Origin of the sequence: Streptomyces sp. NBC_00525, assembly GCF_036346595.1 — a bacterium.
GTDB lineage: Bacteria > Actinomycetota > Actinomycetes > Streptomycetales > Streptomycetaceae > Streptomyces.
Genome location: NZ_CP107834.1, coordinates 653993 through 675034 on the forward strand (window position 1 = coordinate 653993; position 21042 = coordinate 675034).

At 73.2% G+C, this 21042-nt stretch carries 23 protein-coding genes; 9 read left to right on the forward strand and 14 right to left on the reverse strand.

Annotated elements, in window-relative coordinates:
- Positions 1-37: 37 nt before the first annotated feature.
- On the reverse strand, positions 38-475 hold the full coding sequence (locus OG710_RS02730; RefSeq protein ID WP_330242141.1) for a DUF4442 domain-containing protein: 438 nt from the start codon (positions 473-475) through the stop codon (positions 38-40).
- Positions 476-630: 155 nt separating this feature from the next.
- Between OG710_RS02730 and OG710_RS02735 the strand changes: the two genes are divergently transcribed.
- Both OG710_RS02735 and OG710_RS02740 read left to right on the forward strand, forming a co-directional pair.
- On the forward strand, positions 631-1728 hold the full coding sequence (locus OG710_RS02735; protein WP_330237921.1) for a hypothetical protein: 1098 nt from the start codon (positions 631-633) through the stop codon (positions 1726-1728).
- A 54-nt stretch (positions 1729-1782) separates the two neighbouring features.
- Entirely contained in the window at positions 1783-3096 is a 1314-nt protein-coding gene (locus tag OG710_RS02740) for an MFS transporter (RefSeq protein WP_330237922.1), read from the forward strand.
- Here OG710_RS02740 and OG710_RS02745 read toward each other — a convergent pair.
- Positions 3058-3903: a spermidine synthase gene (locus OG710_RS02745; RefSeq protein ID WP_330237923.1), complete on the reverse strand. Its 846-nt coding sequence runs from the start codon at positions 3901-3903 to the stop codon at positions 3058-3060. The genes OG710_RS02740 and OG710_RS02745 overlap by 39 nt on opposite strands.
- A gap of 70 nt (positions 3904-3973) precedes the next feature.
- The gene (gene tuf / locus OG710_RS02750; RefSeq protein WP_111334349.1) at positions 3974-5143 is read right to left on the reverse strand and encodes an elongation factor Tu; all 1170 of its coding nucleotides are present in this window, start codon (positions 5141-5143) and stop codon (positions 3974-3976) included.
- Between the two features lie 365 nt (positions 5144-5508).
- On the opposite strand from tuf, the gene OG710_RS02755 reads away from it, so the two are divergent.
- Both OG710_RS02755 and OG710_RS02760 read left to right on the forward strand, forming a co-directional pair.
- Complete coding sequence (locus OG710_RS02755; protein WP_330237924.1) at positions 5509-6219, forward strand: TVP38/TMEM64 family protein; 711 nt, start codon at positions 5509-5511, stop codon at positions 6217-6219.
- Positions 6220-6413: 194 nt separating this feature from the next.
- A complete protein-coding gene (locus OG710_RS02760) occupies positions 6414-7286 on the forward strand; it encodes an undecaprenyl-diphosphate phosphatase (protein ID WP_330237925.1) in 873 nt (290 codons plus the stop codon).
- A gap of 94 nt (positions 7287-7380) precedes the next feature.
- Here the strand turns inward: OG710_RS02760 and OG710_RS02765 are convergent, their stop codons facing one another.
- A complete protein-coding gene (locus OG710_RS02765) occupies positions 7381-7758 on the reverse strand; it encodes a hypothetical protein (protein ID WP_111334193.1) in 378 nt (125 codons plus the stop codon).
- A gap of 150 nt (positions 7759-7908) precedes the next feature.
- Here OG710_RS02765 and OG710_RS02770 point away from each other — a divergent pair, with 150 nt between their 5' ends.
- Together OG710_RS02770 and lnt are read left to right on the forward strand one after the other, a co-directional pair.
- Positions 7909-8775, forward strand: coding sequence for a universal stress protein (locus OG710_RS02770; protein WP_330237926.1), 867 nt, complete (start codon positions 7909-7911; stop codon positions 8773-8775).
- Positions 8776-8915: 140 nt separating this feature from the next.
- A complete protein-coding gene (gene lnt, locus OG710_RS02775) occupies positions 8916-10490 on the forward strand; it encodes an apolipoprotein N-acyltransferase (RefSeq protein WP_330237927.1) in 1575 nt (524 codons plus the stop codon).
- 35 nt (positions 10491-10525) lie between these two features.
- Here the strand turns inward: lnt and OG710_RS02780 are convergent, their stop codons facing one another.
- A complete protein-coding gene (locus OG710_RS02780; protein WP_330237928.1) occupies positions 10526-11425 on the reverse strand; it encodes a Gfo/Idh/MocA family protein in 900 nt (299 codons plus the stop codon).
- Entirely contained in the window at positions 11422-12654 is a 1233-nt protein-coding gene (locus OG710_RS02785) for an FAD-dependent monooxygenase (protein WP_330237929.1), read from the reverse strand. The genes OG710_RS02780 and OG710_RS02785 overlap by 4 nt, the downstream gene beginning before the upstream one ends.
- An 81-nt stretch (positions 12655-12735) precedes the next feature.
- Between OG710_RS02785 and OG710_RS02790 the strand changes: the two genes are divergently transcribed.
- Complete coding sequence (locus tag OG710_RS02790) at positions 12736-13359, forward strand: TetR/AcrR family transcriptional regulator (RefSeq protein WP_330237930.1); 624 nt, start codon at positions 12736-12738, stop codon at positions 13357-13359.
- Positions 13360-13473: 114 nt separating this feature from the next.
- Positions 13474-13926 (forward strand): hypothetical protein, encoded by a 453-nt coding sequence (locus OG710_RS02795; protein WP_330237931.1) that lies wholly within the window; start codon positions 13474-13476, stop codon positions 13924-13926.
- A gap of 49 nt (positions 13927-13975) precedes the next feature.
- On the opposite strand, the gene OG710_RS02800 is transcribed toward OG710_RS02795, so the two are convergent.
- From OG710_RS02800 to OG710_RS02830, 7 genes are all read right to left on the reverse strand, one after another.
- Positions 13976-14437 (reverse strand): hypothetical protein, encoded by a 462-nt coding sequence (locus tag OG710_RS02800; protein ID WP_330237932.1) that lies wholly within the window; start codon positions 14435-14437, stop codon positions 13976-13978.
- Positions 14438-14532: 95 nt separating this feature from the next.
- A complete protein-coding gene (locus OG710_RS02805) occupies positions 14533-15216 on the reverse strand; it encodes a uracil-DNA glycosylase (RefSeq protein WP_330237933.1) in 684 nt (227 codons plus the stop codon).
- A 100-nt stretch (positions 15217-15316) separates the two neighbouring features.
- Complete coding sequence (locus OG710_RS02810) at positions 15317-16894, reverse strand: ABC transporter substrate-binding protein (RefSeq protein WP_330237934.1); 1578 nt, start codon at positions 16892-16894, stop codon at positions 15317-15319.
- 117 nt (positions 16895-17011) lie between these two features.
- Positions 17012-17767, reverse strand: coding sequence for an SDR family oxidoreductase (locus OG710_RS02815; RefSeq protein WP_330237935.1), 756 nt, complete (start codon positions 17765-17767; stop codon positions 17012-17014).
- A gap of 20 nt (positions 17768-17787) precedes the next feature.
- Positions 17788-18549 carry a 3-oxoacyl-ACP reductase FabG gene (fabG, locus tag OG710_RS02820; RefSeq protein ID WP_111334171.1) on the reverse strand — a complete coding sequence of 254 codons (762 nt, stop codon included), beginning with the start codon at positions 18547-18549 and terminating at the stop codon, positions 17788-17790.
- Positions 18550-18772: 223 nt separating this feature from the next.
- Positions 18773-19156 (reverse strand): DUF3037 domain-containing protein, encoded by a 384-nt coding sequence (locus OG710_RS02825; protein ID WP_330237936.1) that lies wholly within the window; start codon positions 19154-19156, stop codon positions 18773-18775.
- On the reverse strand, positions 19153-20001 hold the full coding sequence (locus OG710_RS02830) for a HipA family kinase (RefSeq protein WP_330237937.1): 849 nt from the start codon (positions 19999-20001) through the stop codon (positions 19153-19155). The genes OG710_RS02825 and OG710_RS02830 overlap by 4 nt, the downstream gene beginning before the upstream one ends.
- Before the next feature lie 161 nt (positions 20002-20162).
- On the opposite strand from OG710_RS02830, the gene OG710_RS02835 reads away from it, so the two are divergent.
- Positions 20163-20594: a protein-tyrosine phosphatase family protein gene (locus tag OG710_RS02835; protein WP_330237938.1), complete on the forward strand. Its 432-nt coding sequence runs from the start codon at positions 20163-20165 to the stop codon at positions 20592-20594.
- Positions 20595-20640: 46 nt separating this feature from the next.
- Here the strand turns inward: OG710_RS02835 and OG710_RS02840 are convergent, their stop codons facing one another.
- Positions 20641-20973 carry an alpha-amylase gene (locus tag OG710_RS02840; protein WP_330237939.1) on the reverse strand — a complete coding sequence of 111 codons (333 nt, stop codon included), beginning with the start codon at positions 20971-20973 and terminating at the stop codon, positions 20641-20643.
- Positions 20974-21042 lie beyond the last annotated feature (69 nt).

Consider the following 21042-nt stretch of genomic DNA (forward strand, 5'->3'; position numbering starts at 1 on the left):
CCCTCGGGGTGTCCGACAGATCCCCGCGGCGTACGGGTCAGGAGTGGGGGCGCAGCGTCCAGATCACCGTCATCTCGCCGGTCACCGCGCCGTCCGCGCGCCGGATCTCCACCGTGACGGGGAACTCGGGGCGCTCGCCCGCGTCGAGTTCGGCGACGACCTCGGCGGCGGGGCGGCCGAGGGTGGCGGTCGCGGTGACCTCGCCCATGGCCAGCTTCTTGTAGCCGATCTCGGCGCGCACCGCGAGCGGCACGGCGCGGGAGAGCTGGTCGCCGAACGCGGCGATGACGATGGCGCCGCTCGCGGACTCGGCCAGCGTGAACATGGCTCCGGCGTGGGGTCCGCCGACGTGGTTGTGGTAGTCGGGCTGGTCCGGCATGCGGATCACCGCGCGCTCGGCGGTGGTCTCCAGGAATTCCAGGTTGAGGGTGCGGACCATCGGCACGGTCGCGGCGAGCATCTCGCCGGCGGTCATCTGTTCAGCGCTCATGGAGCTGATGTTACTTGCGAGTAGGATGCTTTGGCCATGCCTTCGCGGCCGGTCCCCGGCACCGGCCCCCGCGTCCTTCACCGTTCGCACACAGGGGCGGACGTGGCACGCCGCGCGGGGCCCCTCTATCGTTACTGGCCATGTGGCCAGGACAGCAGCCGCCCGGGGGCGAGCAGAACCCGCAGGACCAGAACCAGAACCCGTACCAGCAGCCGGGGTACCAGCAGCCGAATCCCTATCAGCAGCCGGGATATCAGCAGCAGGGCCAGCCGGGGCAGCAGCCCGGTTACGGCTACCCGCAGCAGGGCGCGCCGGGGGGGCCGGGGGGCTACGGACAGCCCAACCCGTACCAGCAGCCGACGGTTCCGCAGTACGCGGTGCCCGGCCCGCCCGGCCCCGCGCAGCCGGGCAACGACAAGAAGAAGACCACGATCATCGCCATCGTCGCGGCGACCGCGGTCGTGGTGGCCGCCGGGGTCACCGGCTTCCTCGTGCTGAACAAGGACGACGACAAGGACGGCAAGAACGTCGCGGGCGGCGGCAAGACGTCCGCGTCCGCCAAGCCGTCCGAGCCCGCCGCCTCCGCCTCGCCGGAGGAGAACCCGCGGGGCGGCGAGGACGCCAAGCCGCAGATTCCGGGCTGGAAGGTCGTGACCAACCCCAAGTGGGGCACGCAGTTCGACGTACCGGGCGACTGGGAGGTGTCCTCGCCGGGCACGCTGTCCTACTTCGAGGACGAGAAGAAGGACGACGGCTCGCCGCTCATCGGCTTCACCGGCCCGGCGGACCTCAAGCAGGAGTGGTGCACGGACGACGCCGACAAGGACGGCACCAAGGACAAGTACAGCCTGGCCGGGGCCGGCACCCGAGGCGCCCAGGGCGCGACGGACGCCGACGTGAACGCCCGGAACGAGGCCGGCACCTGGGCCTGGGCCGCGTTCGCGCAGCACATGCCCAAGAAGAGCATCAAGATCAGCAAGCCCAAGCAGTACACCACCAAGTCGGGTCTGACCGGCAGCCTGGTCACCGCCACCGCGCCCAACGTCAAGAAGCGCTCCAAGTGCACCACCGACGGCAAGACCTACGCCTTCACGTTCAAGAACAGCAAGGGCGAGTTCTCCTCCTGGGTGCTGTACGCCGCGGCGGGCGTCGACGACGAGCTGCCCAACGCGACCATCGAGAAGATCCTGAGCACGGTGCGCATCGTGCCGGCCACCGAGACCGGGGCCGAGTCCTGAGCCCGGTCCGGCAACTCGGTTGCGTGGCGGGGGCGGGAACGCGATAGTCCCTGGGTGACCGACGCAGCCGCCCCCGCTCCCCGCTCCACCCGGCCCGTTCCGGCGAGCCGCAACTACCGGCTGCTGACCGCCGCCTCGATCATCACCGGCCTGGGTACCCACGGCGCGCTGATCGCGGCGGCGTTCGCGGTTCTCCAGGCGGGCGGCAGCGGCGGTGACGTCGGTCTCGTCGCCGCCGCCCGGACCGTGCCGCTGGTCCTCTTCCTGCTGATCGGCGGGGCGATAGCGGACCGGATACCCCGGCACCGGGTGATGGTCGCGGCCAACGCCCTCAACTGCGTCTCGCAGGGCCTGTTCGCCCTGCTGGTCCTGGCGGGCGACCCGCGGCTGTGGCAGATGATGGTGCTCACCGCGCTGTGCGGCACCGGTCAGGCCTTCTTCAGCCCCGCCGCCGAGGGCATGCTGATGTCCAGCGTCAGCGGCGAGCAGGCGAGTCGCGCCTTCGCCCTCTTCCGGATGTCCACCCAGGGCGCCGCGATCGGCGGCGCGGCCCTGGGCGGCGCGATGATCGCGGCCATGGACCCCGGCTGGGTGCTCGCCGTGGACGCCGCCGCCTTCGCCGTCGCCGGTGCCCTGCGCGCCTTCCTCGACGTCAGCCACGTCCCGGAGCGGGCCCCCGGCGGCGGGCTGCTCGCGGACCTGCGGGACGGCTGGAAGGAGTTCACCGGCCGCCCCTGGCTGTGGGCCATCGTCGCGCAGTTCTCCGTCGTCGTGGCCGCGGTCGGCGCCGCCGAGGCCGTCTACGGGCCGCTGGTCGCCCGCGACTCGCTGGGCGGCGCCCGGCCCTGGGGCTTCGCGCTCGCCGCGTTCGGCCTGGGCAACCTGGCCGGGGCGCTGCTGATGATGCGGTGGAAGCCGCGCCGGCTGCTGCTGGCCGGCACGCTCTGCGTCTTCCCGCTGGCCCTGCCGTCGGCCGGGCTGGCCGTGCCGCTCTCGGCGACCTGGCTGTGCGTGGTGATGTTCGTCAGCGGTACGGCGATCGAGGTGTTCGGCGTCTCCTGGATGACGGCCATGCACCAGGAGATCCCCGAGGAGAAGCTGTCGCGCGTCTCGGCCTACGACTGGTTCGGCTCGGTCGCCATGGTGCCGGTCGCCACCGCCCTGGCCGGCCCCGTCGAGTCCCTGGTCGGGCGCGGCACGGCGCTGTGGGGCTGCTCCGCGCTGATCGTGCTCGTCACCGCGGCGGTGCTGTTCGTGCCGGACGTACGCAATCTGACCCGCCGGACCGCGTCCGTCGAGGTGGCCGCCGCCCCGCCCGCGCCGCCCGCGTCAGCCGATCCGGAAGGCGCCCTCGGGCGGCTCGGGTGAGGCCACCGCGTCCTCGTCGCCCACCGGCCGGGCCCCCTTCATGAACGCGGCCAGCGCCGCGCCGTGCTCGACCCGCGCCGCGAAGGCGTCGGCCGCGCACCGCCGGGCGAGGGCCGCCGTGTCCAGCGGGGCTCGGGAGGCGACGAGGACGACGTTGCCGAAGCGCCGGCCGCGCAGCACACCCGGCTCCGCGATCAGCGCCAGCTCGTCGAAGACGGCCGCGAAGGTCGCCAGCTGCGAGCGCAGGAAGCCGAAGGGCGGTCCGTCCGCCAGGTTGGCGGCGTAGACGCCGTCCGGGCGCAGCGCGCGGGACGCCGCGCGGGCGTAGGGCACGGAGGTGAGGTGGGCGGGCACCCGTGAGCCGCCGAAGACGTCCGCGACGAGCAGGTCGAGGGAGCCTGGGGCGGTCTCCTCCAGCCGGGCGCGGGCGTCCGCCGCGTGCACGGTGACCCCGCTGTCGGCGGGCAGCGGCAGGTGTGCGGCGACCAGTTCGAGCAGGGCCCGGTCGGCGTCCGCCACGTCCTGCCGGGAGCCGGGGCGGGTGGCCGCGACGTAGCGGGGCAGGGTGAGCCCGCCGCCGCCCAGGTGCAGGACGTCCAGCGGTTCGCCCGGTACCGCCGCGCAGTCCACGACATGGCCGAGCCGCCGGGCGTACTCGAACTCCAGATGCTCCGGCGCGTCCAGATCGACGTACGACTGGGGTGCGCCGTCGACCGTGAGCAGCCAGGCCCGTTCGCGGTCCACGTCGGGGAGCAGCCGGGCGGTGCCGTGGTCGACGGCGCGGATGACGGGGATGGGCTCGTTCACTCCCCCATTGTGCGGGGCCCGCCTCCTCCGGGATGTCCGGGGGAGGCGGGCCGTGGTCCGCGGCGGCTGCTCAGAGCAGCTCCGAGACGGTGCCCGCGCCGACCGTGCGGCCGCCCTCGCGGATCGCGAAGCCGAGGCCGGGCTCCAGCGGGATGTCCCGGCCCAGTTCGACGGTCAGGGTGACCGTCTCACCGGGTCGGGCGATGCCCGCCTCGCCGAGGTCCACGTCGCCGACCACGTCGGCGGTGCGGATGTAGAACTGCGGCCGGTATCCGGTGGCGACCGGGGTGGTGCGGCCGCCCTCGCGCCCCGACAGGACGTACACCCGCGCGGTGAAGCGCCGGCTCGGGGTGACGCTGCCCGGCGCCGCGACGACATGGCCGCGGCGCACCCGGTCGCGCTCGATGCCGCGAAGCAGCAGCGCGACGTTGTCGCCGGCCTCGGCGGACTCCATCGGCTTGCCGAAGGTCTCCAGGCCGGTCACGACGGTCTCGGTGTCGGCGCCGAGCACGGCGACCCGGTCGCCGACCCGGACGGTGCCGCGCTCCACGGCGCCGGTGACGACGGTGCCCCGGCCGGTGATGGTCAGGACGTTCTCCACCGGTAGCAGGAACGGCGCGTCGGTGTAGCGGACCGGCGTCGGCACATAGGTGTCCACGGCGTCGAGCAGCGCCTCCACGGCCCCTGTCCAGCGCGGGTCGCCCTCCAGCGCCCGCAGGCCGGAGACGCGTACGACGGGCGCCGCGTCGCCTCCGTAGCCGTGCGCGGTGAGCAGTTCGCGCACCTCCAGCTCGACGAGGTCGGTGAGTTCGGGGTCGCCGGCGTCCGCCTTGTTGAGCGCGACGACGATGTGGTCGACGCCCACCTGACGGGCGAGCAGCACGTGCTCGGCGGTCTGCGGCATGATCCCGTCGAGCGCGGAGACGACGAGGATCGCGCCGTCGAGCTGGGCGGCCCCGGTGACCATGTTCTTGATGTAGTCGGCGTGGCCGGGCATGTCGATGTGGGCGTAGTGCCGGGTGTCGGTCTCGTACTCGACGTGCGAGATGTTGATGGTGATGCCGCGCCGGGCCTCCTCGGGGGCCCGGTCGATGCGGTCGAAGGGCACGAAGGAGCCGGTGCCGCGGTCGCTGAGCACCTTGGTGATGGCGGCGGTCAGGGTCGTCTTGCCGTGGTCGACGTGGCCCATGGTGCCGATGTTGAGGTGGGGCTTGGTCCGCACGTATGCCGTCTTGGGCATGGTGGATTCCTTGGGATGCGAAGCTGAGGTGGGACCCCGTGGTCCGGCCGACCCTCCCCTCGCGGGGTCCGCCGGACAGACAGTCGGGGGAGGGTCAGCTTCGGGCGCCGCCGAGGGGCGCCGCGGCAGCGGCGACCGCTGCTTCGAGGGCGTTCACGGCAGCCTTCGGCGCGTCCGCGACTGCGGACTGCGCTGCGGGCAAGGCGTACCGGAACATGCCCCGATCATCGCGGACGGCCGGCCGCCGCGTCGAACGAATTACGGCGGGCGGTACGGGGATTGGGCGCGGGCCGCCCGGCGGGTCCCGGTGGATCGGGCGGGGCGCGTTGCGGCGATCACCCACGTTTGTCGGTTACTCTCCCCGAATGCTCGACGCCGTCCCCGCCACCCGGCCCTCCCCCGGCCTCGCCGTGCGCTGCACGCGGGTGCTGCTCTCGCCGTGGTCCCGGTTCTCGCTGCTGGTCGCCGTACTGGTGGCCGCGGCGACGGCGATGCTGCTGCTGGAGCCGCAGCGGCTGGTGACGTCCGGCCGGATCGGGGAGCTGAGCGGCGGTGCCACCGCGGTGGTGCTGTTCGGTCTCGCGTACGGGGTCTGCACGGTGGCGTTCGTGCCGCGTCCGCTGCTGAACCTCGCGGCGGGTGCGCTGTTCGGCGCGCAGGCGGGTCTCGCGGCGGCCCTCGGCGGTACGGTGCTGGGCGCGGGGATCTCGTTCCTGCTGGGCCGGGTCCTGGGCCAGGACGCGTTGCGCACGCTGGTGCGGGGGCGCTGGCTGCGGGCGGCGGACGGGCAGCTGAGCCGGCACGGCTTCCGCTCGATGCTGGCGCTGCGGCTGTTCCCCGGTGTGCCGTTCGCCGCCGCCAACTACTGCGCGGCCGTCTCCCGCATGAGCTATCCGGCGTTCCTGGTGGCGACCGGCCTGGGGTCGATCCCGAACACGGCCGCGTACGTCGTGGCGGGCAGTGAGGCGTCGTCGCCGACCTCGCCGGCGTTCCTCGCGGCGATGGGGTTCATCGTGCTGACGGGGGCCGGTGCGATGGTGGTCGCCTGGCGGCGCCGCCACCGGCTGGGCGGCTGAGCGGCTGTCGGGTGACGGGCCGGGGCGCGCGGGGGTTGTCGCCGGCTGTTCATCCGGGGGCGATACGCTGCCCGCGACCGACTGACGGAACCGGGCCCGGCACGGCCCTGTCCGCGTACGACCCCAATCCGCATGCCGCCGGGCGCCCGACGCCGCCGGCCGCTGCATGAGTACTCCGGGATGGCCCAAGCCCCATGAGCTGGTTCGAATCGTTCGTCCTCGGCCTCGTCCAGGGACTGACCGAGTTCCTGCCGATCTCCTCCAGCGCGCATCTGCGGCTGACCGCCGCGTTCGCCGACTGGCAAGACCCGGGCGCGGCCTTCACCGCGATCACCCAGATCGGCACGGAGGCCGCGGTCCTCATCTACTTCCGCAAGGACATCGCCCGGATCGTCTCGGCGTGGTTCAGGTCGCTGACGGACCGTTCGATGCGTGGTGACCACGATGCCAAGATGGGCTGGCTGGTCATCGTGGGCTCGATTCCGATCGGTGTGCTCGGGCTGACCTTCCAGGACCAGATCGAGGGCCCGTTCCGCGATCTGCGGCTGATCGCCACCACGCTGATCGGGATGGGCATCGTCCTGGGTGTCGCGGACCGGCTGGCCGCGCGCGACGAGAAGGGCGGCAGGCACCGGGCCGGCAAGGAACGCAAGACCCTGCGCGAACTGGGTGTCAAGGACGGCCTGATCTACGGCTTCTGCCAGGCGATGGCCCTGGTTCCGGGCGTCTCGCGGTCCGGCGCCACGATCAGCGGCGGTCTGCTGATGGGCTACACCCGCGAGGCGGCGGCACGCTACTCGTTCCTGCTGGCGGTCCCCGCGGTGCTCGCCTCGGGCGTCTTCGAGCTGAAGGACGCGGGCGAGGGGCATGTCGCCTGGGGACCGACGATCTTCGCGACGTTCATCGCCTTCGGCGTCGGCTACGCGGTCATCGCATGGTTTATGCGTTTTATTACCACCAAGTCCTTCATGCCGTTCGTGATCTACCGGATCATCCTCGGCGTGGTGATCTTCGCGTTGGTGGGCACCGACACGCTCAGTCCGCACGCGGGCGAGTCGGGCGGCTGACCCCTGCGGCCCGCCGCCCCGGTCACGGCCGGGACGGCGGGCTCGGGCGTCGGCGGGAACGCGGACACGGGGGCATGCCGGTACGGGACGGGGTTCAGATCTCCGTGTCGCCGGGGCCCTCGGCGCCGAACTGCTCGGCGCGCAGGGCGAGGTCCTGGAGCACGTCCGCCGACGTCACGTCGGTCTGCCCGGAGTCGTGCACCTGGGCCAGCATGGCGAACGCCAGGGTGAACGCCCCGACGAGCTGTTCCACCGCACCGCCGACCTCGCGACCGACAACCACCACCACGTCCTCGACGGTGGCGTCCTCCGGGATCGAGATCCTCGGCATCGTCTCGTTGAGAAGGGCGGTGACCACGGTCGAATCGGTGTCGGCGTCGTCGCGGTCGGGATTCTCCTCCAGCAGCCGGCGCATCTCGCCCGCCTCGGTCAGGATGCCGACCACGCGCTTCACGACTTCGCTCTGCTCCATTCCGCGAGCATAGGCGCCGAAGGCCCCGCCCACCGGCACAACGGCGTACCGGAGCACACCGTGCCCCGGCCCGGACGGCCGCCCCCGCCTCGGCACCCCGGTACGCGGGGCCGTAGCGTACGGAGCAGGTCGAATCGGCGAGAGGAACCCATGAGCGGCACCGAGCTTCCCGTGATCGCGGCGGTCGACGGCTCCACGCACAGTCTGGAGGCCCTGGACTGGGCGGCCCGCGAGGCCGTCGCACGCGCCCTGCCCCTGCTGATCGTGCATGTGCGACAGCTCGACCGGCGCGCCGACCAGGCCGCGCAGGAGCGGGAGGCGGGTGAACTGCTGGCCTCCGCGGTGCGCCGGGCGGACCGGATCGCGCCGGGGCTGCGGCCCACCACGCTGGCCCCGCTCGACTTCCCCGCCGCCGCGCTGGTCTCGCTGAGCCGGGACGCCTCGCTGGTGGTGCTCGGTTCGCGGGGGCTCGGCGGGTTCCGGTCCCTGATGCTCGGGTCCAACAGCCTGGCGACGGCGTCGATGGCGAAGTGCCCGGTGGTGATCGTGCACGGCGGCCGGGACGGCGAGGAGCCCGGCGGCGGCCCGGACGAGGTCTTCCCGGACATCGTCGCGGGGGTGGCCGCCGACGAGAGCAGCGAAGGGGTGCTGGACTTCGCGTTCGAGACGGCGGCGGCGCATCCCGGCGCCCGGCTGCGGATCGTGCACGGCTGGACGATGTTCTCCTCGATGCTGTCCGGCGGGCCCGTGTTCGACCGGAACGCGGCGGCGGACGCGGCCGAACGCTCGCTGGCGGAGCTGACCGCCGGCCGGCGGGCCGCGTACCCGCAGGTCGAGGTCATGAAGGAGCCGGTCAACGGCTCCGCGACCCGCACCCTGGTCACCGCGTCCGCCACCGCCTCGCTGACGGTGGTCGGGCGGCGGCGGGGCGGCGAGTCGCTCGGGCTCGGGCTGTCGCCGGTCGCGCACACGACGCTGACGCACGCGATGGGTCCGGTGGCCGTCGTCCCCTGCTGACAGCCGGCCCGTGTCCGCTGCCCCACACTGGGCACAGGAGCGGGACCGGACGGCGGACGGGCCTGCCGGCGGACGGACTGGTCGGCGGACGGACTGGTCGGCGGGCGGGCTTGTCGGCGGGCGGAACGAGGAGGCGCGGCATGGGGTCGTGGGCCGGTTGGCGCGAGCGGGGCGCGGGGCTGCTCGACCGGAGGGCGGCGCGCGCCGCCGCCGCGCTGTCGGCCGGGGCGCTGCCGGCGCTCGCCTTTCCGGCGCCCTCGCTGTGGTGGTTCGCCTACGTCTGCCTGGTGCCGCTTCTGCTGCTGGTCCGGTCCGCCGGTTCGGGGCGGGCGGCGGCGCGCGACGCGTGGCTGGGCGGCACCGGGTACATGATCGCGGTGCACCACTGGCTGATGCCGAGCCTGCATGTGTTCATCGTGGTCCTCGCGGCGCTCCTCGGTCTGCTGTGGGCGCCGTGGGGGGTGCTGGTGGGCCGGCTGCTGCGGGGTCCGGTGACCGGGTGGCGGGCGGTGGCGGCCGTGGTCCTGGTGCCCTGCGGCTGGCTGATGATCGAGCTGGTCAGGTCCTGGGAGGCGCTGGGCGGGCCGTGGGGGCTGCTGGGGGCGAGCCAGTGGCAGGTGGCACCGGCGCTCCGGCTGGCCTCGGTGGGCGGGGTGTGGCTGGTGAGCCTGCTGGTGGTGGCGGTGAACACCGCGCTGACCGTGCTGCTGGTGCACTCCGCCGCCCGGGTCGCGGCCGCTGTCTCGCTGCTCGCGGCGGCGGTGCTGGTCGGTGCCGCCTGGATGTGGGCGCCGCAGCCCGAACGGGCGGGGACGGCGAGGGTCGCGGTCGTGCAGCCGGGGATCGTGGCGGGTCCGGACAGCGTGCGGCGCAGGTTCGCCCTCGGCGAGGAACTGACGCGGTCGCTCGCGGGGCGGGACGTGGACCTGGTGGTGTGGGGCGAGAGCAGTGTCGGCGTCGATCCGGCCCGGCGGGCGGGCACGGCGGACCGGCTGGCGGCGCTGTCGCGGGCGGTGGGCGCGGATCTCCTGGTGAACGTGGACGCCCGGCAGACCGATGCGGCGGGCCGGACCGGGATCTTCAAGCGGGCGGTGCTGGTGGGGCCGCAGGGACTCACCGGGGACCGGTACGACAAGATGCGGCTGGTGCCGTTCGGTGAGTACGTCCCGGCCCGTTCGGCGCTCGGCTGGGCGACCTCGATGGGCCGGGCGGCGGGCGAGGACCGGCTGCGCGGCACCGCTCCGGTCACGATGCGGGTGCCCGGCGCGGACGGGCTGCGCATCGGCCCGCTGGTCTGCTTCGAGTCCGCGTTCCCCGACATGAGCCGGCGGCTGGTCCGGGACGGGGCCGCGCTGCTGGTCGCCCAGTCCTCCACCTCGTCGTTCCAGCACAGCTGGGCCCCGGAGCAGCACGCCTCGCTGGGCGCGCTGCGGGCGGCGGAGAGCGGCCGGCCCATGGTGCACGCCACGCTGACGGGGGTCAGCGCGGTGTACGGGCCGCGCGGCGAGGCGGTCGGGCCCGCGCTCGGCACGGACACCAGCGGCACCGCCGTGTACGGGGTGCCGCTGGCGCGGGGCACGACGCTGTACGTCCGCCTGGGCGACTGGCCGGTGTACGGGGCGCTGGGGGCCCTGGCCCTCTTCTGCACGGCGGAGGGCGTACGGGCCGCGCGCACCCGGCGGCGCACCCGTCCGGCGGCCTGCGAGGGGGCCTAGACCGGACCGCAAGGTCCCCGTCCGGGCCCCGGGTCCTACGCCGCGTTCAGGTCGCGCAGGACGCGTTCGCAGAGTTCGTGGGTCTCCAGGGCGTCGCGGGCGCTCGGCGAACGGCCGTCGCGCACGGCGTCCAGGAACCCCAGCACCGCCTGCTCGATGCCGCGCTGACGGGCCACCGGCACCCAGTCGCCGCGCCGGCGCAGGCTGGGCTGCCCCTTGTGGTCGACGACCTCCGCGAGGTTGAGCACCTCGCGCTTGGAGTCCTGGCCGGAGACCTCCAGACGCTCCTCGGTGGAGCCGCTGAGCCGGTTCATCGCGCCGATGGCGGTGAAGCCGTCGCCGGAGAGCTGGAGCACGACGTGGTGCAGCAGGCCGTCCACGATCCGGCCGCTGACCACGGTGTGCTCGACGGGTCCGGGCACCAGGAAGCGCAGCGTGTCCACGACGTGGATGAAGTCGTCCAGCACCATGATCCGGGGATTCTCCGGCAGCCCGACCCGGTTCTTCTGCATCAGGATCAGATCGCGCGGGTGCTCCGCGCACTGGGCGTAGCCCGGCGCCAGCCGGCGGTTGAACCCGACGGCGAGCCCGGTGCCGCGCGCCTCGGCCAGTTCCACCAGCCGGGTCGACTCCTCCAGCGTGTACGCGAGCGGCTTGTCCACGTACGTGGGGACGCCCGCTTCGAGCAGCCGGCCGACGATCTCGGGGTGGGCGGCGGTCGCGGCGTGCACGAACGCGGCGTCGAGTCCCTGGGCGAGGAGGGAGTCCAGGTCGTGGTGGCAATGGTCCGCCGGGATGCGGTGCGCGGCGGCGACGGCGGCCAGAGTGGCCGGATTGCGGGTCTGCAGATGCGGTTCGATGCCCGGCAGGGTTCCGAGGACCGGCAGGTACGCCTTCTGTGCGATGTCCCCGAGCCCGATGCAGCCGACCTTCACAGGGTGTTCCTCTCGCTGGTCAGCGCCGTGCCGGGCGCCTCCGTCGTCGTTCCGGCAGCATACGTGCCGCCCGGCGGCCGCCAGTCGGCGATCCCGTCGAAGGTGCGCAGGAGAAGGCCGGGGCCGAGGCGGGAGACCGTGGACATGAGGAGGTCGCGGGCGGCGACGGCGGGGGCGCCGGTGAGACTCATGAGCCGGGCGACGCGGTCGGCCTTGCGGACGACGGCGGTGGTGCGCGGCAGCCGGTCGGCGGTGTACGCGGCGAGGCCCGCACCCACGTCCCGGCCGGGGGCCATGTGGTGGGCGAGGACGACGGCGTCCTCGATGGCCTGGTTGCCGCCCTGGCCGAGGGTGGGGGCCATGGCGTGGGCGGAGTCCCCGACGAGAACCGTGCGGCCCCGGTGGAAGGCGGGCAGGGGCCGGGCCATGCGGTACACGTCGTTGCGCAGGATCTCCTGCGGCGCGGTGGCGGCGATGATCTGCGGGACCGGGTCGTGCCAGTCGCCGAAGCGGCGCAGGAGTTCCGCCTGCTCGTCGTCGGCCCGTGCTCCGGCGGGCGAGACGGCGGCCGCGTAGGCGTAGATGCGCCCGTCCTTGAGCGGCTGGGTGCCCCACAGAGCGCCGCGCCCCCAGGTCTCGTGCGGCGCGAACGGGCGGTCCGGGGCCGGGACGACGGCGCGCCAGGCGGTGAAGCCGGCGTAGGAGGGGCCGGGGGCGTCCGGGAGGATCGCGGTCCGCACGGCGGAGTGGATGCCGTCGGCGCCGACGACGAGTTCGGCCTCGACCGTCCCGTCCGGCGTGCCGACGACGGCGGGGGCGCCGCCCGCCGTGCCGGGGTCGATCAGCCGGGCCGGGCAGCCGGTGCGGACGGCGGACGCGGGGAGCCGGGCGGCGATGCGGTCGATGAGGACGGACCGGTGGACGAGGACGAGCGGGCCGCCGAACCGCTGGGCGGCGGCGGTGGCGTCGGTGCGCGAGAGCCAGCGGCCGGACGGCGCGCGCATTCCGCCCTCGCCCTGCCAGGCGGCCAGGGACCTGATCTCGTCGCCGAGGCCGATGACGTCGAGCGCGCGCTGGGCGTTGGGGGCGAGGCCGATGCCGGCGCCGACCGGCTCCAGGGCGTCCGCGCGTTCCAGCACGGTGACCCGCCAGCCCGACCGGTGCAGGGCCACGGCGGCGGTGAGGCCGCCGATTCCGCTGCCGATGACGACCGCACGGGGCATGACCATGGCTTTCCCTCCGCCGCAACTACAGCTGTAGTGACCCGGCCACACATACTACACCTGTAGTGGCGAGGGTAGGTTGCTCCCATGACCGCACGTCCCACCGGCGCCGACCGGGCCGATCTGATCGCCGACGCCGCGCTCGCGCTGCTCGCGGAGCGCGGCATGCGGGGGCTGACCCATCGCGCGGTCGACGAACGGGCCGGGCTGCCACAGGGCTCCACGTCCAACCACGCCCGCACCCGGCAGTCCCTGCTGGAGGCGGCGGTGCGGCGGCTGGCGGAACGGGAGGCCCGGGTCCTCGTGCCGGGCACGCTCCCGGCGGGCGACGGCACGGGCGAGGGCAGGGGCGAGTTGGTGGCCGACGGCAGGGGCGAGGTGGTGGCGGCGCTCGCCCGCGCACTGCACCGCTATCTGACGCACCACCGCGAACTGCTCGTCTGCCGGTACGAACTGGCCCTGGAGGCCACCCGGCGCCCCGAGCTGCGGGCGTTCTTCGACGCGACGGGCCTGCGCTTCCGGGCTCCGCTTGTGGCGCTGATGACGGCGGCCGGTTCCCCGGAGCCGGAGCGGCACGCGCTGTCCGTGGTCGCCTGGTGCGAGGGGCTGATGTTCTCCTGCGCGGCCGGCTCCTACCACCGCTCCGTACCGGGCGAGGCGGAGCTGCGCACCGGTTTCGACGAGCTGCTGCGCGGCATGCTGGGGCACTGACCCGCCCCGGCACGGCTCCGGCTTGTCCGCACGGCGCCGGCCGGCGTCACTCGTGCGGGCCAATTGGGGCGCGGAGCCGCACCGGCGGGGCCCGCGCGCCGCAGAGTTGATCACGTGCAGCGAACCCGAACCCTCGTGACACTCCTGGCCGGTCTCGCGCTCGCGACCCTGTCGGGGTGCGTGTCCGTCCAGCCGCAGCCGGCCGCCCCGCCCCGCCCGGAGACCGGCCGGCCCGCCCATCAGCTGGCGCCGCAGACCGCCGGACCACCGGTCCACGACACGCTGGAGGCGGTACCGAAGGCGAAGCGCTCCTCCGCCGCGGCCGCGCCGTCCGCCGCGCACCTCCCGGCGGCGCCCCCGGCCGCGCGGCCCGCCGGGCCGCGCCTGCCGCAGGGGGGTCCGGCCCCGGTGCGCCCGCGACCGCGCCTCACCGTTCCGGCGGCGCCCGCCCCGGCCCTGCCCGCGCCGGGCGGCGGCAGCGGGGTGTGCGCCCTGGGGCGGGGGTACGGGCACTGGCCCGCGGGCAGCCCGCAGTCCCGGATCTGCGACCGCGCCTACGGCCGGTGACGGGGCGCGGGCACCGGCCCCCGGAGCGCGCCGCCATACGCATGGGCGCTCACCACTCCCGCAGCCGCCGTTCCAGCCGGTCGATCTCCGCCCGGACCCCTCCCCCGTAACCGTCGTCCGTGCCGTCGTCGGCGAGCACCGCCGAGGCCGCCCGCGCCCGCTCCAGGTGGTCCCGCGCGGCCGCCGGGCGGCGGAGCTTCACATAGTCGGCGGCGAGACTGAGGTGCAGCGACGGATAGAAGGCCCGTACCGCCTGCCCGTCCGGCAGCGCCCGCGCGGCGGTGAGGGCCCGCAGGTCCCAGGCCAGTTCGTCGGCCGGGTCGTCCTGCGTATCGGCCAGGTAGTGCGCCAGGGTGCAGCGGTGCAGGCCGTCGCCCCCGTCGCCGAGATCGGACCAGAGCGCGGCGAAGCGGTTGCGGGCCTCCTCCCGGTCGCCGCCGTGCAGCAGCATGACCGCCTGGCCGATCCTGGTCGTGAAGAGGTCCTCCGCCGTCTCCCGCCGCTCCGTCACCACAGCCTCCCTCGCACCCGTCCGCCCGCGTCCGGCGGCCGGTCCGGCTTCCGACGCTAGCCGCCGGGGCGGACGGGCGCGGGGAGGCTCGGGGCTCAGCCGAGGTCGGGGATGCGCCAGTCGATGGGCTGGTGGCCCTGGCTCGCGACGGCCTCGTTTATCTGGGTGAAGGGACGGGAGCCGAAGAACTTCTTCGCGGACAGCGGCGAGGGGTGCGCCCCCTTCACCACGACATGGCGCTCGGTGTCGATCAGGGGGAGCTTCTTCTGCGCGTAATTGCCCCACAGCACGAAGACCGCCGGGTCGGGGCGCTCGGCCACGGCCCGGATGACGGCGTCGGTGACCTTCTCCCAGCCCTTGCCCTTGTGCGAGTTGGCCTCGCCGGCACGGACGGTCAGCACCGCGTTGAGCAGGAGGACGCCCTGCTGGGCCCACGGCATGAGGTAGCCGTTGTCCGGGATGGGCAGGCCCAGCTCCTCCTTCATCTCCTTGTAGATGTTGCGCAGGGAGGGCGGGGTCTTCACACCGGGCCGCACGGAGAAGCACAGGCCGTGGCCCTGGCCCTCGCCGTGGTACGGGTCCTGGCCGAGGACCAGGACCTTCACCTGGTCGAACGGGGTCGCTTCCAGGGCCGCGAACACCTGCTCCCGCGGCGGGTAGACCGGTCCGGCGGACCGCTCCTCCTCGACGAACTCGGTGAGCTCCTTGAAGTAGGGCTTCTGCAGCTCTTCGCCGAGGACGCCGCGCCAGGACTCGGGCAGCAGGTCGGTGTCGGTCACGTGAACAACCTCCGGTAAGCAATCCGTTCTTGATCCCAGAACCTACCGGGCGCCACTGACAACGCGGTGCGCGAGCGGGAATCCACCGGCCCGCCCGCTCCTACCAGCTGGCCTTGCGGTACAGCTCCCACATCTGCATGACGGTCTGCGGGTCGAGGGCGCGCTCGCCGCCGCCGATGTCCTCGCCGGCGGCCACGTACAGCTTGCCCTGCCACAGCGGCAGCAGCCGCACGTCCTCCGCCAGGATCTCCTGGGCCCGCTCGAACTCCTGGCCGACGGCGCCCCGGTCGCTCTGCTTGCGGGTCTGCGGCAGCAGCTGCCCGGTGATCTCGTCCTGGAGGTACGGGGTGCCCGTGACGCTGTTCTTGCCGATGAACGGGGCGATGAAGTTGTCCGGGTCCGGGAAGTCCGGGAACCAGCCGCGGCCGAAAACCGGGAACTCCCCCTGGTTGAAGCCGTCCTGGAAGGTCTTCCAGGGCCGGCTCTTCAGCGTGATGCGGAACAGTCCGGAGGCCTCCAGCTGGCGCTTCAGCTCGTCGAACTCGGGCGCCGTGGACGATCCGTAGCGGTCGGTGGTGTACCAGAAGGTCATGGCGACCGGGGTGGTGATGTCCGCCTCGGCGAGGATGCGGCGGGCCTTCTCCTTGCTGGGGTCGCCGAAGGTGTCGAAGAAGACGGTGGTGTGTCCGGCGATGCCCTTGGGGACCATCGAGTACAGCGGTTCGGCGGTGCCCCGGTAGACCTTGGCGACGAGCGCGTCCCGGTCCACGAGCTGGGCTATCGCCCGCCGTACGGCCGGTTTCCCGGCGGCGGGGTCGTCCGGGTTGAAGACCAGGAAGCGGATGTCGGCGCCGACGGATTCGACGATCTGGAGGTCGTCCTTGCCGCTCTTGTCCTCGATGTCGACGACGTCCGCGGCGGACAGGCCGCGGTAGGTGGCGTCGATCTCGTTCTTCTTGAGGGCCTCGACCATGGCCCCGGACTCCTTGAAGTACCGGATGGTCACGGCGTCGTTCTTGCGGTCGGCGAACCCCTTGTAGTCGGGGTTCCTGACCAGTTCGGAGCGGTTGCCCTGCTGGTAGGCGTCCAGCAGGTAGGGGCCGGAGCCGGTGACCTTGCCGTCGGCGCGGAGCTTGTTCTTCGAGTACGCGCTCGGCGCGACCAGGGACATGGCCGGGGTGGCCAGCACGAACGGGAAGGTGGCGTCGGGCTTCTTCAGGTTGAAGATGACGACGTCGTCGCCCTTGGTCTCCACCCGGTCGAGCGAGCCCAGCATGCCTACGGGGCCGCCCTTGACGCCGATCTGCGAGATCCGGTCGATGGAGTACTTGACGGCGTCGGCGTCGAGCTTGTCGCCGTTGGAGAACTTCAGCCCCTTGCGGAGCCGGCAGCGGTAGGCGGTGCTGGTGTGATCGGTGAACCGGCACTCCTCGGCCGCGTCCGGCTGGGGCTTCGTACTGCCGGTGGGAAAGCTGACCAGGGTCTGGAACACGTTGCGCATCAGCTCCCAGGAGCCGTCCCACGCCGCCGCCGGGTCCAGCGTCGAGGGCTCGCTCGTCGTCCCGACGACGAGCTTCTGATCCACGTCCGACGCGTCGCCGGGCAGCAGCCCGCAACCGGCCAGCAAGGACAGGGACGCAAGGGCCGCAGCGGCCTGCAGTCGGGCCCGGTAGAACACGTGCACGCTCCTCGATCAGCCTTGGGTCGGCAGACCATACCGCAGCGCCCCGCCGGGTCAACCCGCAGGCCCGGCAGGGCGCTTGAGGCATTCGTGGCCATATCGGCCCAGGGTGTGTCAGCCCACTCCGGCGTTGAGGAAGATCCCCCCGTCGACCACCAGGGTCTGGCCCGTGATCCAGTCGGACTGGCTGGAGGTGAGGAAGGCGGCAGCGCCGCCGATGTCCTCCGGAACGCCCAGCCGGCCCAGCGGGTAGGAGGCGGCCGCCTCCGCCTCGCGGCCCTCGTACAGCGCCTGCGCGAACCGGGTCTTGACGACGGCGGGCGCGATCGAGTTGACCCGGACGACCGGCGCGAACTCGTGCGCCAGCTGGAGGGTCAGGTTGACCATGGCCGCCTTGCTCATCCCGTACGCGCCGATGAAGGGGGAGGCGGAGACGCCGGCGATCGAGGCGATGTTGACGATCGCCCCGCCGTTCTCCTTCTGCCACGCCTTCCAGGTCTGCTGGGCGAAGCCGAGCGCCGAAACCACGTTCGTCTCGAAGACCTTGCGGGCGACGTTCAGGTCGAGTTCGGCGATCGGCCCGAAGACGGGGTTGGTGCCGGCGTTGTTGACCAGGAAGTCCACCCGGCCGAACGCCTCCATGGTGCGTGCGACGGCCACCGCCTGGTGGGCCTCGTCGTGCGCCTTGCCGGCCACGCCGATCACCCGGTCCGCGCCGAGCGCCTCGACGGCCTCCCGGAGGGCGTCCTCGTTGCGCCCGGTGATGCACACCCGGTCGCCGCGCTCGACGAACGCCTGCGCGATGCCGTAGCCGATGCCCCGGCTCGCGCCGGTGACCAGTGCGACCTTGCCGCTGTCCTGCACAGTCATGATGTACGCAGCCCTTCGGGTCAGTTGAGCGGTCCGCCGGCGACGTACATGACCTGGCCGGAGACGAAGCCGGCGGCGTCACCCGTGAAGAAGGCGATGGCGTTGGCGATGTCGTCCGGGACACCGACGCGCTGGACCGGAATCTGGGTGGCGGCGGCGGCCTGGAACTCCTCGAAGCCCATGCCGACGCGCGCGGCGGTCTGCGCGGTCATCTCGGTGACGATGAAGCCGGGCGCGACGGCGTTGGCGGTGATGCCGAACTTGCCGAGTTCCTTGGCGAGGGTCTTCGTGAAGCCCTGGAGGCCCGCCTTGACCGCCGCGTAGTTGGCCTGGCCGCGGTTGCCGAGCGCCGAGGAGGAGGAGAGCGACACGATGCGGCCCCACTTGGCGTCCACCATGTGCTTCTGGACGGCCTTGGCCATCAGGAACGCGCCCTTGAGGTGCACGTTCATCACGGTGTCCCAGTCGGACTCGCTCATCTTGAAGAGCAGGTTGTCGCGGAGCACGCCCGCGTTGTTGACGAGGATCGTGGGGGCGCCGAGTTCGGCGGCGACCCGCGCGACGGCGGCTTCCACCTGGGCGCCGTCCGACACGTCGCAGCCGACCGCGAGCGCCGTGCCCCCGGCGGCGGTGATCTTCTCGACGGTGTCCTTGCAAGCCGCCTCGTCCAGGTCGAGGACGGCGACCGCACGGCCCTCGGCCGCCAGCCGTACGGCGGTGGCGGCGCCGATGCCGCGGGCCGCTCCGGTCACGATGGCTACGCGCTGCTCGCTGGTCGACATGCTTGGCTCTCCTCGCCCTTGGATAGCGGCTCAGCGGACGCCGGGCGCTTCCGGGGGGAACCGGCCCGATGGCTGAGCAACCGCTTAGTACCTTCAGCATTCGAGACGCTAGAAGCCCTGGCACCCGGTGTCAACGGCACACGGGCGCAGCGGCGCATGTCACACCCCGGCGGGCCGCCGTCACGCGGTGTCCGGTCGCCGGCCCGGCGACCGGACACCCGGCTCAGCGGACCAGCAGATCGAGGAGCCGCTCCACCTCGGCCTCGGGGTCGGCGGTCAGCCCGCTGTGCACCGGTCCGGGCTGTACGACGGTGGAGCGGGGGGCGATGAGCCAGCGGAAGCGGCGCCCGGCGTCGTCCCCGGCGGCCTGGCCCGCCTCCGTACCGCCGAGGCAGACGCCCTCGACGGCGCGCAGCGCGGCGCGGACCCCGGTGACGTCGGCGCCGGGGTCGAGCGCCTTGAGCTTCACCTCGTCCAGTGCGGTGCGGGCGGCGACGAAGCCGCGGGCGCGGCAGTAGACGACCACGCCGGCGTTGAAGCACTCCCCGCGCTGGACGCGGGGCACGACGCGCAGCAGCGCGTACTCGAAGACATCGCGCCGGCTCATGCCTGGCCTCCCTTGCCGTCGTCCTGGCGGGGGCGCGGGGCCAGGCGTTCGGTGATCCAGCCGGGGGCCTGCGAGGGCTTGTCGGGGGTGGGCGCGTCCATGACGATCCGCTCGTGGATGGTGGCGGCCCGCGCGAGCAGCGCGTCGGCGTAGGCCCGGCGCAGCTGGTCCGTCGAGTCGAAGCCCGGCTCGTCCACCAGCCACTCGTCGGGGACGTCGGCGGTGACCTCGGCGAGCAGTTCGGGCGTGATCCGGGGCGCGAGTTCCGCGGCGGCCGACGCGATGTCGGGGCGGAAGGGGGCGAGCGCGTGGTCGGAGGCGTTGTAGGGCTTGGCGGCGGAGGTCTGGGCGCCGGGCCAGTTGTGGTGCCAGATCATGGTGGCGCCGTGGTCGATGAGCCAGAGGTCGCCGTGCCAGACGAGCATGTTGGGGTTGCGCCAGGAGCGGTCGACGTTGTTGATCAGCGCGTCGAACCAGACGACCCGGCCGGCCTCGCGCGGGTCCACCTCGTAGGCGAGGGCGTCGAAGCCGAGCGAGCCGGGCAGGAAGTCCATCCCGAGGTTGAGCCCGCCGCTGGCCTTGAGCAGTTCCTGCACTTCCTGGTCCGGCTCGGCGAGCCCGATGACGGGGTCGAGCTGGATCTGCACCAGCTCGGGCACACGCAGCCCGAGCCGCCGGCCGAGCTGCCCGCAGATCACCTCGGCGACGAGCGTCTTGCGCCCCTGGCCGGCGCCGGTGAACTTCATGACGTACGTACCGAGATCGTCGGCCTCGACGATCCCGGGGAGCGAGCCGCCTTCACGCAGGGGCGTGACATAGCGGGTCGCTACGACCTCTTGCAACACTTTCCCGTGCCACCCATCTCTTCAGCCTCGCGGTCCACGGAACACATCGTAAGCAAGGGTGATCGGCCGGGCGGCGTCGCTCGGGCGGGTGCCGGTGGTGGCGGGTCCGCGGGTCAGTCATGCCGGGCAGGCCGTGATCGTGCCCTGTATAGGGTGCTCGTATGAGTGAGGGATGGGGCACTACGGACGGAATCCTGCGGTTGCCTTCGGGCGCGCTCGTGCGTGGCCGGGGTCTGCGATACCCGCTGCCCTCGGGGCCCGTGCCGTCGTTCGCGGTCCATCTGCTCGGCAAGCAGCCCCCGCCGACCCCGTGGGAGACGCGATGGCTGCCGTGGCCCGACTTCCGCCTTCCCCGAGATCGCCGGCAGGCTCGGGAGGTGCTGCAAGAGGCATTGGAGCGGGCGGGGAACGAACGCGTCGAGGTCGCCTGCGGAGGCGGGCGGGGCCGGACGGGGACCGCGCTGGCCTGCATGGCCGTCCTCGACGGGGTTCCGCCGGACCAGGCCGTCGCGTTCGTCCGCCGGCATTACCACCCCCGCGCTGTGGAGACGCCCTGGCAGCGCCGATTCGTGCTGCGCTTCGACGCCGCGTAGCGGCCCCCGGCCGGAGCGGGAACCGCCGCGTCGCCCCGGACTGTGGTTACGGCGCCACCGGCGCCAGGTCGCACGTCCGCAGGGCCGTGACGTAGTTGGCGTTCGTCCCGTAGCCGGCGAAGGTCGCCCAGCCGCCGGGCTGAAGCGTGACGCAGGGGGCCCACTGGCCGTTCGTGTACTCGACCGTGACGGAGACGGCGTCGGAGCAGCCGTTGCGGACGTCGGTGTAGCGCCAGCTCTGGAAGGACTCCACGCAGTCGGGAGCCGGTGTTCCGGTGGCTGCCGAGGCGGAGGGGGCTGCGGCCAGGGTCAGGAGTCCTGCCGCGATCGCGGCGGTGAGGGCGGGAGCGGGCGATATGCGTTTCATGCGGTTCGTCATGGGGCCATCCTCATGACAGCGCCGAGGGTCTGCAAGTTTCTGCAAGAGTTTTCAGTCAGGCTTTCATCG